11 protein-coding genes and 2 pseudogenes are annotated in these 13,846 nt (G+C 56.6%); 8 read left to right on the forward strand and 5 right to left on the reverse strand.

What is annotated here, in order from left to right; translation table 11 throughout:
- Together P0O24_RS12570 and P0O24_RS11400 are read left to right on the forward strand one after the other, a co-directional pair.
- A pseudogene (locus tag P0O24_RS12570) lies at positions 1-236 on the forward strand (SdrD B-like domain-containing protein); the annotation flags it as partial.
- Positions 237-1,421: 1,185 nt separating this feature from the next.
- Complete coding sequence (locus tag P0O24_RS11400; protein ID WP_316969881.1) at positions 1,422-4,049, forward strand: SdrD B-like domain-containing protein; 2,628 nt, start codon at positions 1,422-1,424, stop codon at positions 4,047-4,049.
- A gap of 91 nt (positions 4,050-4,140) precedes the next feature.
- Here P0O24_RS11400 and P0O24_RS11405 read toward each other — a convergent pair whose 3' ends face one another.
- Together P0O24_RS11405 and ribH are read right to left on the reverse strand one after the other, a co-directional pair.
- Positions 4,141-5,277: a pyridoxal phosphate-dependent aminotransferase gene (locus P0O24_RS11405; protein WP_316969882.1), complete on the reverse strand. Its 1,137-nt coding sequence runs from the start codon at positions 5,275-5,277 to the stop codon at positions 4,141-4,143.
- A gap of 2 nt (positions 5,278-5,279) precedes the next feature.
- Positions 5,280-5,690 (reverse strand): 6,7-dimethyl-8-ribityllumazine synthase, encoded by a 411-nt coding sequence (gene ribH / locus P0O24_RS11410; RefSeq protein WP_316969883.1) that lies wholly within the window; start codon positions 5,688-5,690, stop codon positions 5,280-5,282.
- A 161-nt stretch (positions 5,691-5,851) separates the two neighbouring features.
- Here ribH and ilvE point away from each other — a divergent pair, with 161 nt between their 5' ends.
- Positions 5,852-6,718, forward strand: a complete 867-nt coding sequence (gene ilvE, locus P0O24_RS11415) for a branched-chain-amino-acid transaminase (protein WP_316969884.1) — start codon at positions 5,852-5,854, stop codon at positions 6,716-6,718.
- A gap of 55 nt (positions 6,719-6,773) precedes the next feature.
- Here the strand turns inward: ilvE and P0O24_RS11420 are convergent, their stop codons facing one another.
- Positions 6,774-7,166 carry a secondary thiamine-phosphate synthase enzyme YjbQ gene (locus P0O24_RS11420; RefSeq protein WP_316969885.1) on the reverse strand — a complete coding sequence of 131 codons (393 nt, stop codon included), beginning with the start codon at positions 7,164-7,166 and terminating at the stop codon, positions 6,774-6,776.
- Between the two features lie 357 nt (positions 7,167-7,523).
- Here P0O24_RS11420 and P0O24_RS11425 point away from each other — a divergent pair, with 357 nt between their 5' ends.
- The 3 genes from P0O24_RS11425 (at position 7,524) to P0O24_RS11435 (ending at position 9,578) form a co-directional block, all read left to right on the forward strand.
- Positions 7,524-8,612: a saccharopine dehydrogenase NADP-binding domain-containing protein gene (locus P0O24_RS11425; protein ID WP_316969886.1), complete on the forward strand. Its 1,089-nt coding sequence runs from the start codon at positions 7,524-7,526 to the stop codon at positions 8,610-8,612.
- A 121-nt stretch (positions 8,613-8,733) separates the two neighbouring features.
- The gene (locus P0O24_RS11430) at positions 8,734-9,192 is read left to right on the forward strand and encodes a nucleoside deaminase (protein WP_316969887.1); all 459 of its coding nucleotides are present in this window, start codon (positions 8,734-8,736) and stop codon (positions 9,190-9,192) included.
- Between the two features lie 20 nt (positions 9,193-9,212).
- The gene (locus P0O24_RS11435) at positions 9,213-9,578 is read left to right on the forward strand and encodes a cupin domain-containing protein (protein WP_316969888.1); all 366 of its coding nucleotides are present in this window, start codon (positions 9,213-9,215) and stop codon (positions 9,576-9,578) included.
- Positions 9,579-9,647: 69 nt separating this feature from the next.
- Here the strand turns inward: P0O24_RS11435 and P0O24_RS11440 are convergent, their stop codons facing one another.
- Both P0O24_RS11440 and P0O24_RS11445 read right to left on the reverse strand, forming a co-directional pair.
- Entirely contained in the window at positions 9,648-10,073 is a 426-nt protein-coding gene (locus P0O24_RS11440; protein WP_316969889.1) for a VOC family protein, read from the reverse strand.
- 24 nt (positions 10,074-10,097) lie between these two features.
- On the reverse strand, positions 10,098-11,381 hold the full coding sequence (locus P0O24_RS11445) for a BaiN/RdsA family NAD(P)/FAD-dependent oxidoreductase (protein WP_316969890.1): 1,284 nt from the start codon (positions 11,379-11,381) through the stop codon (positions 10,098-10,100).
- A 552-nt stretch (positions 11,382-11,933) separates the two neighbouring features.
- Here P0O24_RS11445 and P0O24_RS12575 point away from each other — a divergent pair.
- Positions 11,934-12,098: pseudogene (locus tag P0O24_RS12575) on the forward strand (transposase); the annotation flags it as partial.
- Between the two features lie 753 nt (positions 12,099-12,851).
- Positions 12,852-13,133 (forward strand): 2TM domain-containing protein, encoded by a 282-nt coding sequence (locus tag P0O24_RS11450; RefSeq protein WP_316969891.1) that lies wholly within the window; start codon positions 12,852-12,854, stop codon positions 13,131-13,133.
- Positions 13,134-13,846 lie beyond the last annotated feature (713 nt).

Genomic DNA, 13,846 nt, shown 5'->3' on the forward strand with positions numbered 1-13,846 from the left:
TCAACGACCTCAACAATAACGGAGCCAGAGATCCTGGCGAGTCGGGACTTCCCGGCTGGAGGATTGAACTTCTCTTCGAAGGGGAAGTTATCGACTCCACCGTTACATCAGCAGATGGCACTTACTCCTTCGATCACCTGGCTCCAAAAAGCTACACTGTTAGAGAAGTCCAGAAGGCTGGATGGGTTCAGACGTATCCTCCAGGCGGGTCTCATTCGGTCACCTTGGTCGATGCCGATTCGACGGGCAATGACTTCGGGAATCACCAGATTATGAAACAGGACACCGAGCCACCCAGTATCTTGAGCTTCGATTTCGATCCCAAATCGGTTGATACATCAACGTCGTCTCAAGATATCACGTTCACAGCACGTTTGACCGATGACCTGAGCGGGATAAGTGTCTCTGAGGTCATGTGCAGCTCTGGTGTCTCGTTTATCAGTCCTTCAGGAAATCAAAATTCGCACGCAGGCTTCTGCAGTTGGAACCGTGTCTCAGGAAACGAGTTTGATGGTACATATGTCAGCGTTATGACCCTCCCCCAATATAGCGAAGCAGGAACCTGGCAACTACAGGATCTCTGGTTGGCTGATACCGTTGGCAACCAAAAACGCCTATCGAAAGATGATATGATCTCCCTTGGTTTCTCCACCGATTTTGAAGTGATATCAGATGAAGATACAGAGCCTCCCAGTATCTTGACCTTCGATTTCGATCCCAAATCGGTTGATACATCAACGTCGTCTCAAGATATCACGTTCACAGCACGTTTGACCGATGATCTGAGCGGGATAAGTGTCTCTGAGGTCATGTGCAGCTCTGGTGTCTCGTTTATCAGTCCTTCCGGAAATCAAAATTCGCATGCAGGCTTCTGCAGTTGGAACCGTGTCTCAGGAAACGAGCTTGATGGCACCTATGTAAGCGTTATGACCCTTCCCCAATATAGCGAAGCAGGAACCTGGCAACTACGGGATCTCTGGTTGGCTGATACCGTTGGCAACCAAAAACGCCTATCGAAAGATGACATGATATCCCTTGGTTTCCCCACTGATTTTGAAGTGATATCAGATGAAGATACAGAACCTCCCAGTATCTTGACCTTCGATTTCGATCCCAAATCGGTTGATACATCAACGTCGTCTCAAGATATCACGTTCACAGCACGTTTGGCCGATGATCTGAGCGGGATAAGTGTCTCTGAGGTCATGTGCAGCTCTGGTGTCTCGTTTATCAGTCCTTCCGGAAATCAAAATTCGTATGCAAGCTTCTGCAGTTGGGACCGTGTCTCAGGAAACGAGTTTGATGGCATCTATGTCAGCGTTATGACCCTCCCCCAATATAGCGAAGCAGGAACCTGGCAACTACGGGATCTCTGGCTGGCTGATACCGTTGGCAACCAAAAACGCCTATCGAAAGATGATATGATCTCCCTTGGATTCCCCACCACGTTCCGGAACGTCCACAGCGGCGCCTTTTCGATCTCCGGCACGAAGTTCAACGACCCCAACAATAACGGAGCCAGAGATTCTGGCGAGTCGGGCCTTCCCGGCTGGAGGATTGAACTTCTCTTCGAAGGGGAAGTTATCGACTCCATCGTTACATCAGCAGATGGCACTTACTCTTTCGATCACCTGGCACCAAAAAGCTACACTGTGAGAGAAGTTCAGAAGCCGGGGTGGATTCAGACGTATCCCCCAAGCGGATCGCACTCGATTATGCTGACAACCGCCTCGAAGACCAACGCCGACTTTGGTAACCATCAAACTGACGAATTAGAGGTTAGAAAGATCGCCCTCAATTCTCATGTCAAGCGCGGCGAGGAGATTGAGTACCTGATACAGATCAAAGCTCCTCTCGACTCGACTTACACCAACGTCACCGTCAGGGATGTTTTCAATCGGGATGTTGAGTTCATCGAGGCATCGCCTATGCCCGACTCGGACGGTATCTGGAGGATCCCACAGGTAAAAGGAATTGAAGATTGGGATACCTTGATAACTCTGAGGGTCAAAGTCCCTGAGAAGCAGGACTTCGAGCTCGACATGGCCCAGGGCATTGCAGGCAAGGGCTTCGTCAACATCAGAAACGACTACAGTACCACCTACCAGTCCTACGTCATAACCAACTGCATCTACGTTACCGTCGACGAATTTCCGAACCGGGAGTTCTCCGACTGCACGAGCGTGACAGTCTCAGATCCAGGGACGGAGCTTTCCACCCGGGAGCACGGATCCGGAACTTACGAGAGCGCGGAGCTCGTCACGGTCAGGACCGAGAACAAGTCGATCTTGATGCATAAGGACATGGCCGCCACCTACGCTCCCACCACCATCGGCCTGTACCACGGTCGGGAGGTGACCTTCTCGTCGAGATGGACCCAGGCGGCGAACGCCAAGAATCGGGTTACCGGCACCTCCATGAGCGAAGAGTACCGGTACGCCACCTTCATCGACCGCGAATCGAGGATGTTCCTCGACCAGAACGAGTCGGTGATGGAGATCGACGTCGAGTTCGACGGTATGGGACACATCGGCTTCCTCAAGATGCCCACCAACAGATCGACACCTCAAGATACGCCCATCATCGAGGTCCGGGAGGACTACATTGGATCCTTCAAGATCCTCCAGAGGGTCGACGAGTACGGCAAGGGCGTATCCTACGAGAAGGCGGCCTCTGGCTCCGGCTTCACCGTTGGAGACCGCCGGATCGGCGAGAGTCAGAGGTCCTACGAATCCGGTACAGGCACCTACGACTCTGAAGAGCTCATAGAGACCTACACCAACTACATCGCCAAAGACATCAGCTCCGTCCACGCGCCGATGAGCCAGCAGCTGACCGATGACCGGACGATCGCCTACTCTCAGAAGTGGAGAGAGGGCATGCACTCGACTACGCCGAGGACGAGCTACATCGGTGAGGAGTATACGAGCCTCTCCTACCTCGACAAGGAGACCGTCGCCAGGGGCCTCAACGAGATGCTCACCGACGCCACCTTCGAGGGGATCGCACGGTACAGAGTTCTCCTGGAGCGTAACCAGAGCGAGCCCGAGATCGACTTCGATGAACAGTACATCGGCGACTACTCGATCGAGAGGAGGGTCCACCTCACCGGGGTCGCCAAGTACGATAGGCCCCACCTGAACGTCACCAAGACCCTCAACAGGGTCTATGTGGAAACGCTTCCGCGGGATTATGGCGAGCCCCATATCGAGGGCGCTGTGAAAACGAGGAGGGTTGCAGACTACACCATCCGAATCGAGAATGAGGGTAACCGGGTGCTTCAGCCAGTATACGTCCGGGACTACTTCCCGCTGGGATCGAGCCTTATCGAGCCCTCGTCGCTCAGGCCTACAGAAATTACCGACACCTCTGCTAACTGGACCTTGACTCACCTATCGATCGGCGGGGTGGTCGAGATCGACCTCTCGCTGGACGTCAGCAAATACCATTCGGCTGGCTATCCGCCTGAGCTGGTAAACCGAGTTAATGTCTGCGCTGGCCTCAATGGCGAATGGGTCTGTGCATCCAACTATAGCGCCCTAGAGATCAAATGGCTCACCTGCTGCCTGGACGACGGAACGATCTCCGTCATTAAAGGCGCCGAGATCGACCCCGCCAACCCCAAGGTCGTTAATTACAGGATCGACATCACCAACAACGACGACTCCACCAGGGTTGCCACGGTGACTGACTGGCTTCCGGCAGGGATGACTTTCCTCGAATCGTCGACGCCTATAGCCTCTTATGAGGATGGTGTCATCGTTTGGAACATCCTGGATATCTGCGCCTTCGAGACGAAGACGATCGAGTTCTCGGCCCTCGCCGTTGCTGACGGGAGGTTTATGAACACCGTCAAGGTCGACCCGAGGTCCGTCGACGGGCCCATCGTCCAGCCCGTCTACGCTACATGCGTCATCGATGTTGGCGTCGTCGGAGGTGAGTGCGATCCCATAAGCTGTGGGATATGGCAGCATCCTAACTGGGACTTAGAGCATGTCGGATATCCTGCGGGCCTAACCTGTGACGACATCTGCTCGTTAAGCCTGTGAATTCTTAAGGTGCGGCGGTGAGTTCCCCCGCACCTGAGGCTTACAGGTATCTGCGACAGAGAAAGACCCCCGGCTTTGGACCTTTCGCGTTTCACCCCAGCATCTTCTCTATCCTCTCCAGCGCCTCGGTGAGCCTGGCCTTGGAGGCGGCGTAGGAGATCCGGACATGGCCCTTGCCGCCGGGGCCGAAGGCGGAGCCCGGCGTCGCGGCGACCATCGCCTCGGAGAGCATCCTCTCGGCGAAGAGGTCTCCGCCGCCAAACTCGGAGACGTCCGGAAATACGTAGAAGGCACCCCCAGGGACGGAGCAGCGTATCCCGATCTTTCTCAATCCCGATACCAAGAGGTCCCTCCTCTCATGAAACTCCGCCACCATGGCGGAGATGCTCTCCTGGGGGCCCTTGAGGGCCTCGACTCCCGCCCACTGGACGAAGGTGGTGGCGTGGGATACGGAGTGGGAGAGGATCCTGTTCACCCACATCATCACCTCCTGGGGTCCGGCCAGATAGCCGAGCCGCCAGCCGGTCATGGCGTAGCATTTGGAGAAGCCGTTGACGGTGACCGTCCTCTCCTCCATCCCCGGAAATGACCCTATGCTGATGTGGTCGGTGCCGTAGATTATCTTCTCGTAGATCTCGTCCGAGAGGACCGCGAGGTCGTGGTCGACGGCGATGTCTCTTATCTCCTCCAGGATCTTCCGGTCGAAGACCGCCCCAGTGGGGTTTGAGGGGGAGTTGACCAGGATCATCTTCGTCTTGGGGTTTATGGAGCCGGCGAGGTCCACGGGCTTGAAATCCCCGTCCACCTCCCCCCACCGGACCCTCCCGCCGGCGAAGCTGATGCAGGGTTCGTAGCTGACCCAGGAGGGGCCTATGAGGAGGCACTCGTCCCCCTCCTCCAGGAGCGCCTGGATGGCGGCGAAGATCGCCATCTTCGCCCCCGGAACGACGGATACCAGGTCGGCAGAGACCTCGATCCCGTTTTCGGCATAAAGCTTCTCGGCGATCGCCGCCCGTAGCTCCGGGATGCCGCTGGTGGGGAGGTAGCGGGTGTCCCCCCTCTGAATTGAATTGATGGCGGCATCACAGATGTTCCTGGGGGTATCGAAGTCCGGCTCTCCCACCCCCAGGTCGATGACGTCGAGGCCGGCGGCGTTGAGCTTCTTTGCCATCGCCGAGATCTTCATCGTCGTCGACTCCGAGATGGAGGCTAGCCTATCGGATACCACCCCTAAACCCCCTCCAGCCTTCTCACCATCTTCACCGCGGCCTCCACGGCCCGCTTGGAGTAGTCTATCCTGCGATGGGCATCCGGCCTCGACATCTTGGGGCCGGATATCCCCAGGGTGACGGGCTTGCCGAACTCCAGGGCGAGGTCCATGATCTTCCTGGAGGCCTGCTGGGCGACGATCTCGTCGTGGCCCGTCTCCCCCTGGATGACGCAGCCGATCGTCACCACGGCGTCAATGTCGGTGCGCTCCGCCAGCCTCTTTACGGCGAGGGGCATATCATAGACGCCGGGGACCATGATCGTTCTCGCGACCTCTGCGCCCAGAAATTCAGCATGTTCTCGCCCGAGGATCTCCATCTGATGGGTTATATCCCGGTTGAACTCAGCGACCACAAAACCAAGTTTTATCATAAATCCAACACCGCCGAAGATGGCACACAGCTTCTTAGGCTCGGGGTATTTTTCGGTAATAAAACCATCGATCGGGGTCAGCGACCTCCGGGGGCCAGACGGGTTCCAACGGTCAAAACCCATTTATCCCTTGCCGCTTATGCCGGGGTGGTGGATGCCTTATGAGTTGGGTCTATCTGGACGGGAGGTTTATTCCCGCGCAAGAGGCGGCGGTCTCGGTTTACGATCACGGGCTCCTCTACGGAGATGGAGTCTTCGAGGGGATAAGGGCGTACAACGGCAGGGTCTTCAGGCTCGAAGAGCACGTTGCGAGGCTCTACGACTCCGCGAGGGCGATAATGCTCGATATCCCCATGAGCCAGGAGGAGATGTCAGATGCAATCCTGGAGACTCTGCGAAAGAACGGCCTCACCGACGCCTACATCCGGCCTCTGGTGACCAGGGGCGTCGGCGATCTGGGCCTCGACCCCAGGAAGTGCGCTAAGCCGACGGTGATGATCATCTCCCAGAAGTGGGATGCCATGTACGGTGACCTCTACGAAGTCGGCCTCACCGCCGTCACCGTCACCGTCAGGAGAAACTCGCCTGCGGCGCTTCCCCCCAATATCAAATCCCTCAACTACCTGAATAACATCCTGGCGAAGATCGAGGCTAACGTCAAGGGAGGAAACGAGGCGATATTCCTCGACGACGCCGGGAACGTCTCGGAGGGGAGCGGCGACAACATCTTCGTCATAAAAGACGGCAGGATCTTCACCCCCTTCACCATGAACAACCTCAAGGGCATCACCAGGAGCGCCGTCATCGAGATCGCCGAGGCCAGGGGATATGAGGTGAAGGAGGCGAACCTAGGCCTCTTCGACCTCTACACCGCCGACGAGATCTTCGTCACCGGGACGGCGGCGGAGGTCGCCCCCGTCACCAGTATCGACGGGAGGGTCATCAGCGGAGGAAGGCCTGGCCCGATCACGATAGACCTCATGGCCGGGTTCAAGGAGATGACGATGACGACGGGGACCCCCATCTGAACCTCCTCCAGTAAGCGAAGAAGGCCAACGCCTTCCCCAAGCTCCGGATGGCAACCTAGCAGGGGACGACCTTGACGGAGACGGTCCTCTGTCGGGGTCCGTCGAGCTCGACGAAGAGGACCCGCTGCCAGGTCCCCAGGACGAGGCGGCCGTCCTCGACGGGGATCGCCTTGCTATTTCCCAGGAGGGCGGCCTGGAGGTGGGCGTGGGCGTTCTCGTCGAGGGTGTCGTGGTGGTAGCCGTCCCCCGGTGGGGCGAGGGCTGAGAGCTTTTCGAGGAGGTCGGCGACGAGGCCGCCCTCCCCCTCGTTTATGACGATGGCGGTGGTGGTGTGGCGGGCATAGACGAGGCAGATCCCCTCATCGACTCCCGTCTCCCTGACGGCGTCGTTCACCCGGCGGGTTATGTCCACTACCTCTGCTGCCTTCTCTGTATCTATCTCGATCATGGGATCACCAGATATTTTCTTGGATCAGTTCCATGGACTGAAGGGGATAAAAGCCGATCGGGTCGATGATATCCTTCCAGATGGAGCCCCTCTCCCAGATTTAAGACCCCCCACAAAATCCGGTCGCGTACTCGATCTACTGAAAATCGCCACTCGAATCGAATTCAAGGGACGTATTTTCCGCCAAACAGCCATTACGTCACCCGTTAGCGCTATTCAGTAATCTGGGTACGCGACCCAAAATCCGAGGATACCCGGAAGGGCTTTACATCCAGAGGTCCTACGATGTTATCGTTTCCAATTACGTTTTGAGGAGGGCTGAATCTGGCGGAGAAGACGGAGAAGACTATCCTGGTTTTGGGGGGGTACGGCGGCGCCGGGTCCGCCATATCGAGGGCGATCCTGAATTATACGAACGCCGACCTGATCGTCGCCGGAAGGCGCGAGGAAGAGGCGCGAGCCCTCGCCGAGGGGCTCAACGCCAAATTCCCAGGAGGTCGGGCTGCCTGGGCCCGGGCCGACGCCTCCGACCCCGCCACCTTGAAGGAGCCCTTCGGGAGGGCGGACCTGGTGATCGATGCGGCGACGACGGTCTCCTTCGTCGAGGAGACGGCGCGCGCCGCCCTGGAGGCTCGGGCCGACTACATGGATATTCACTATCCCCAGGAGGTCGTCCCCGTCCTCGCTGCCGTCGCCCCGGAGGCAGAAGCCGCAGGCTTCAACCTCGTCACCCAGGCGGGCTTCCTCCCGGGCCTTCCCTCCGTCCTCGTCCGGTGGGCTGGGGCGCACTTTTCGGATTACAGTAGGGCGAGGGTATCCGTCGCCATGAGGAGCGACTTCGACCCCGGCGGCGCCGTAGATGAGTTCGTCGGGACCCTCGGCGACCTCTCCGCCGAGGTCTTCAGTGATGGCAGGTGGAGGCGGGCAGGGCGAAGTGACGTCAGGAAGGTCGACTTCGGGCCGCCCCTGGGGACGAAGACCTCTTACCCCATCACCCTGGCGGAGATGAGGGGCCTGCCGGAGGAGCTGGGGGTCGAGGAGCTCTCGATCTCCATAGCCGGGCTGAACTGGTTCGTCGATTACGTCGTCACCCCCCTCGCCTTCTCCCTGGGCAAGGTGAAGAGGGGCTTTGGGAGACGGCCGCTGGCACGGCTCATGGTCTTCGGGTCGAAGCGGTTCAAAGAGCCGGGGGAGGCGGTCGCCGCCATCCTGGAGGCGGAGGGGGAGAAGGAGGGCGAGAGGGTCGCGGTCAGGTTGAGAGCGTCCCACGACGACGTCTACGAGTTCACGGCGATGCCCGTCACCGCCTTCCTCCGCCAGTACCTCGACGGCAGCATCAAGAGGCAGGGGCTCTCCTTCATGGGCAGGGTCGTCGAGCCCGTTAGGTTCCTGAAGGATCTGGAGGAGATGGGGGCCAAGGTCGAGGTGGAGGTCCGCGAGGCTTGAAGCTCTGATCGAATTATAGAGAGGACGATATTAAAGGACGCTCCGTGACGATATGAAGGGAGGCGATGTGACGATATGAAGGGAGGCGATGTGACGATATGAAGGGAGGCGACGTGACGATATGAAAGTAGACGAGGATTTCATGAGAGCCGCCCTCGAGGAGGCGAGGGCGGGCTTGGCCGAGGGCGGCGTTCCCATAGGCGCGGTCCTGGTGGAGGAGGGAAGGATCATAGGGAGGGGGAGAAACCGGAGGGTCCAGGAGGAAGATCAGCTTCTCCACGCCGAGATCGACTGCCTCCGCCGCTCGAGGCTCACCGGTGGCTACTTCGGCACCACATTATATTCGACGATGATGCCCTGCTACCTCTGCGCCGGGGCCGCCGTCCAGTTCGGGATAAAGCGGGTCGTGGCGGGGGAGGCCGAGAGCGCCCCCGAGGCGAGGGCGTTCATGGAGTCCCACGATATCGAAGTCGTCGACCTCGACCTTCCCGAGCCCAAGGAGCTCCTCGCCGAGTTCATCCGCAGATACCCCGGCCTCTGGGACGAGTTCCTCGCAGAGTGCAGCCCCGATATTTTCTGATGGAATGGTAGGGTGAGAAGATGTTGATCAGGGACCTGAAGGAGGGGCGAAGGTTCGCCGCGAAAGACGGGACCGATATCTGCGAGCTCCTCCACCCGGACCGGGAGGAGGGGATATCCATGGGCTACAGCCTCGCCCACGCCGTCCTCGGGCCGGGGGAGGCCTCGGCCCCCCACCGGCTTAAGAGCTCCTCGGAGGTCTACTTCATCCTGGAAGGGCAGGGGATTATGCATATCGACGGCGAATCCGCCGATGTAGGGCCGTGCCAGGCGGTGTACATCCCTCCGGGGTCGGTCCAGCATATCGAGAGCATCGGCGAAGGCCCCCTTCTCTTCCTCTGCCTCGTCTCTCCGCCCTGGCGGGAGGAGGACGAGGAGCTGATCTGAAAGGCATAATGGGAGGGGTGAAGGACGGCGGGATTCGTCGAAGAGGGCGTTGAGCCGCACCCCCCCGGCTCACCGGGCCGATCCGTCCATCTCCATGATCCCGAAGACGTTCCCCTCCGGGTCCCGGCAGCGGGCGAAGCGGCCGACCCCCGGCACCGTCATGATCTCGCAGATCACCTCGCCCCCTTCTTCAGCGACCTTCGCCATCGCATCCTGCAAGGAGGGAACCTCCACGGTGTTCGTCGTCCCTTCGCCGGGGCTCTCCCGGGGCTTGAGGGCGCCGTCGATCCCGGGCCCCTCCCCGGTGTAGGCGAGCCAGTAGTCGAAGGGCCCCCAGCGCTCCAGCCTCCAGCCGAAGACCCCGGCGTAGAACCTCACGGCCCGCTCCGGATCGTCGACGGGAATCTCGAAATGGATTACTCGCAGAATGACAGACGCGATGATTTTAGATTCTGATATAGGTGGCGATCCGGAAGTGGCGATCCATAGGTTCATCCCCGCCCCTCGAATTCCCGGCCATCAAAGGACCGCCCCGGAAGATTGCTGCCCCCCAGGGCCCGAGAGCCTCTTTTTTATCGACCGCCCAGCGAGAGCGCCGGTCGAGAAGGCGGCCTGGAGGTTGTAGCCGCCGGAGTCGCCGTCGACGTCCAGGACCTCCCCGGCGAAGTAGAGGCCGGAGACGAGCCTCGACTCCATCGTCTTCGGGTCCACCTCTGGGAGGCTGACGCCGCCCCTGGTCGCCATCGCCGAGTCGAAGCCCCCCACCTCCTCGACGACGAAGGGAAAGCCGGCGAGCCGGTCTGCAAGGCCGGTCCTCATCCCTCTGGTCATTGAGGCGCATTTTAGGTCCTGAGGGATCTGCAGAGCCTCCAGGACCCTCGATGCGAGCCTCGCGGGAATCTCCATCTCCGCCAGGACCGACCTCAGGTTTCGCGGACCGTCCTTCTGCGACCTTTCGAGAAGCCAGTTATCTATCTCTTCCCTTCTCCTCTCCCCCGCAAACGATACTCGCAGCACGTCCCCGGCCCGGATGTCCCTGGAGAGGTCGAGGATACCCGGCCCCGAGAGGCCGTCGTGGGTGAAGAGGACGTCCCCCGCCCCCTCCTTCACCTTTTTGCCCCGAAATATCGAGACCCTCGCCCCGGGAAGGGAGATCCCCGCGAGGTCGGAGAAGGGGTAATCCCTGATCCGGACGGGGGCGAGGGCGGGGCCGACCTCGACGATTGTATGGCCGAAGGCCTCGGCGAAGGAGTAGCCGTCGCCGGAGGAGCCGGTGGCGGGGTACGACCGGCCCCCGGTGGCGATGACGAGCGTGCGTGACCGGTAGGCCTCATCCCCGCAGGCGACGATAAACCCCTCCTCCGACTTCTCGATGGAGATTACGGTCTTGCCGCCCGATATCTCCACCTTCCGGGCCTCGACCTCCGCCAGGAGGACGGCCAGGACGTCCCGGGACCTCTGGGTAGCCGGGAAGACCTTCCCCCCCTCCAGCGTTGTCATAAAAAGCCCCCTTTCCTCAAAGAAGGCGATGAGGTCGCGGTTGGTGAAGCTGAGGAGGGCCGGGCGGAGGAAGCGGCCCGCTCCGGCGTAGCGGTCGAGGAAGGCTCGGATGTCGCCGTCGTGGGTTATGTTGCAGCGGCCCGAGCCGGAGATGAGGAGCTTTCTTGCCGGCGAGCGCTTCTTCTCAAGGACGAGGACCTTTCCACCCCCGCCGGCGGCGCTGATCGCGCAAGAGAGTCCGGCAGGGCCTGCGCCGACGACGATGAGCTCCCAGATTTTATTATGGCTTCTATCAATTTGCATAAAGACGACCATGCGAAGAAAGCGAGATATTACTAATGAGGACTTCGATTATCCTGCAATTGGCGTTCTGTGAAGTACTTTACCTCAACATTTTCGATCTGGTCGCGTACTCGCTCTACTGAAAATCGCCACTCGAATCGAATTCAAGGGACTTATTTTCCGCCAAACAGCCATTACGTCACCCGTTAGCGCTATTCAGTAATCTGGGTACGCGACCTTCGATCTGAACGTTCCTTATGTCGGTTTTCCCTCCAAATTACGACCAATTTTTTCTGTTCTGTCCTCTAATCTTAATACTTTTCAGGATTTTTCGACAGCTAAAGCTAAACCACCTCTTTGTTGACAAGACCGTGAAGATTATATAAATTACTCTACTTTCCAAGTTTTCCCTCGGCCGAGCCCAGTTTATAAACTACTCCTGCGCATCACATAATACGGAAGTTCTGCGAAGTCAAATGTGGTGCACATATCCAGATGAAAGTAGCACATATCCTGCATATAATTTAGAAAACATATGCTGAAGTCAAAACTTGTAAAGTAGAGTTAAATGATATAAAAACTTCAAATGATACCTATCAAGCGATTGTAGTTATCATCGACAACTTCTCATCTCACAAGAGCAGACTCGTTAGACAAAAGGCGAAGGAACTCGGCATATATCTCGTTTATCTTCCTCCATATTCTCCAAATTTGAATCCAATTGAATTCATCTGGAAATCGATAAAACGAGTGGCTCCTCGCTGTTTTGTGTGGGTGGATTTAAGGGATCACTAATCCTGTAGCTTGGTCCCAATAACTTCATGACTGCCGGAATTTGGGATGATCTTGAGGTGTATCGCCACCTACTGACCCACGAACAGGAATCCGTGACAATAATTGGCATGATCTAATCCGCTCACCGCTATCCTGAAGTTACCAACACGGAATAGCGAAGAGCCAAACGAGTACTATCCACTTCTTTTGTCCCAAATCTAGAGGAGATGAAACGTATCATTGCGGAGTCCTTTTGCAGTTTCGCTAAATGCAAAAGTTATGCAGGTTATTGGATCGAGAAATTTTTATTAAATAATATGCATTATAAAGATTTATCCGGTATTCCGCAGTAAGGCTATGCAAAATTAAGAATTTATTGCTTGCCAAAATGTGCATAAATTCAAACGTTTAACTTAAATTTTGTTTAAAATAATTTTACTAGAATTTGTCAACACGATATTAACAATTCAGTATATTATAAAAATTTAATAATTATATTCTTAGTCTTTATGAAGCTGGCCTTATTTGATCTCTATACAGAGTCGATTGATATCTATTCTCAAAAAATCGATAGCAGGAAAATTAATGAGCGTTCAAACCGTTAATGCGAAATGCCGGATTTATGCGAATGACTATAGTTAAAAATATCGATTAAGCTTAAATCTTATGAATGCATAAGTTGGATGCCGATGTATTGGTTTGAGCAGGTGGTGAATTATGGCTGGAACTATTGAGGAATATAAAAGGGTCTTTAGAGAGGCGACGGTCGCCGACCAGATGAAGCTCTTCAAGCTCCATCTTGGGATATATCTGGTTGTGAACGTAATATGGATAGCCCTGAACATGATGGGCTCGATAAGGATCGACCCGTCCCTGGCCGTCTATTACTCCCCCTTCGGGTGGGGGGTCCTGGTGGTCGTACACTACTGGTTCTACGTCCGGGGGGCTGAGAGCCTCTGCAAGATGAGGGAAGATATGGTGGAGTCGAAGATCAAATAGTTCTTGCGAATAAATCCGCCGCCTTTTTGAGGGCCGCCGGTTGTTGGGGCCCTCTAACCACCATATTTTTTTTGAGGTTTTGGTTTCTATTTTCTTTTCTTCGATCCGGCATTTCGCGGTCGTGTGCTTGTATGACTGAATAATTTATATATTACCGCCTCCAATTATGATTGGGTGTAGCGATGGAGGGTCGCGTACTCGATCTACTGAAAATCGCCACTCGAATCGAATTCAAGGGACGTATTTTCCGCCAAACAGCCATTACGTCACCCGTTAGCGCTATTCAGTAATCTGGGTACGCGACCCGATGGAGGAAAAGTTGGATTTATCTAAATTCTGGTGCTGGGAGGAGGATTGCCCCGATTATGGGAGAACCGGTGCTGGAAATATATTTTTGAAAGAACGATACGGGAAGGATAATAGAGCTCTTCTCAAGTGCAGGACCTGTGGTCATTGCTTCAGCGAAACTCGCGGAACGCCGTTCTTCGGCTTAAACACATCGATAGATGAAGTCTGCCGAACTTTGGCGCTGATTCCCGAAAAAGGAAGCATTCGCGGTGCAGCTCGGGCATCCGGCTATAGCATTCACTGGTCATCGGTTAAGAGAAGAATCGCGATGAGGCAGCGATCTCGGTAGCAAGTACGGTGAGATTGGCTTGGTCAAAGGGGCTACAGCAAGTCAGTCTTGAAATCGGATCAATCCTAGATGATGC

This window comes from Candidatus Methanocrinis alkalitolerans (assembly GCF_029167205.1).
GTDB classification, from domain to species: Archaea; Halobacteriota; Methanosarcinia; order Methanotrichales; family Methanotrichaceae; genus Methanocrinis; species Methanocrinis alkalitolerans.

What these genes read in the sequence shown, in the direction of transcription:
- P0O24_RS11400 (WP_316969881.1), top strand. Translation starts at nt 1,422, where the DNA reads ATGATCTCCCTTGGATTCCCCACCACGTTCCGGAACGTCCACAGCGGC.
- ribH (WP_316969883.1), bottom strand. Translation starts at nt 5,690, where the DNA reads ATGATAAAACTTGGTTTTGTGGTCGCTGAGTTCAACCGGGATATAACC.
- ilvE (WP_316969884.1), top strand. Translation starts at nt 5,852, where the DNA reads ATGAGTTGGGTCTATCTGGACGGGAGGTTTATTCCCGCGCAAGAGGCG.
- P0O24_RS11420 (WP_316969885.1), bottom strand. Translation starts at nt 7,166, where the DNA reads ATGATCGAGATAGATACAGAGAAGGCAGCAGAGGTAGTGGACATAACC.
- P0O24_RS11430 (WP_316969887.1), top strand. Translation starts at nt 8,734, where the DNA reads ATGAAAGTAGACGAGGATTTCATGAGAGCCGCCCTCGAGGAGGCGAGG.
- P0O24_RS11435 (WP_316969888.1), top strand. Translation starts at nt 9,213, where the DNA reads ATGTTGATCAGGGACCTGAAGGAGGGGCGAAGGTTCGCCGCGAAAGAC.
- P0O24_RS11440 (WP_316969889.1), bottom strand. Translation starts at nt 10,073, where the DNA reads ATGAACCTATGGATCGCCACTTCCGGATCGCCACCTATATCAGAATCT.
- P0O24_RS11445 (WP_316969890.1), bottom strand. Translation starts at nt 11,381, where the DNA reads ATGCAAATTGATAGAAGCCATAATAAAATCTGGGAGCTCATCGTCGTC.
- P0O24_RS11450 (WP_316969891.1), top strand. Translation starts at nt 12,852, where the DNA reads ATGGCTGGAACTATTGAGGAATATAAAAGGGTCTTTAGAGAGGCGACG.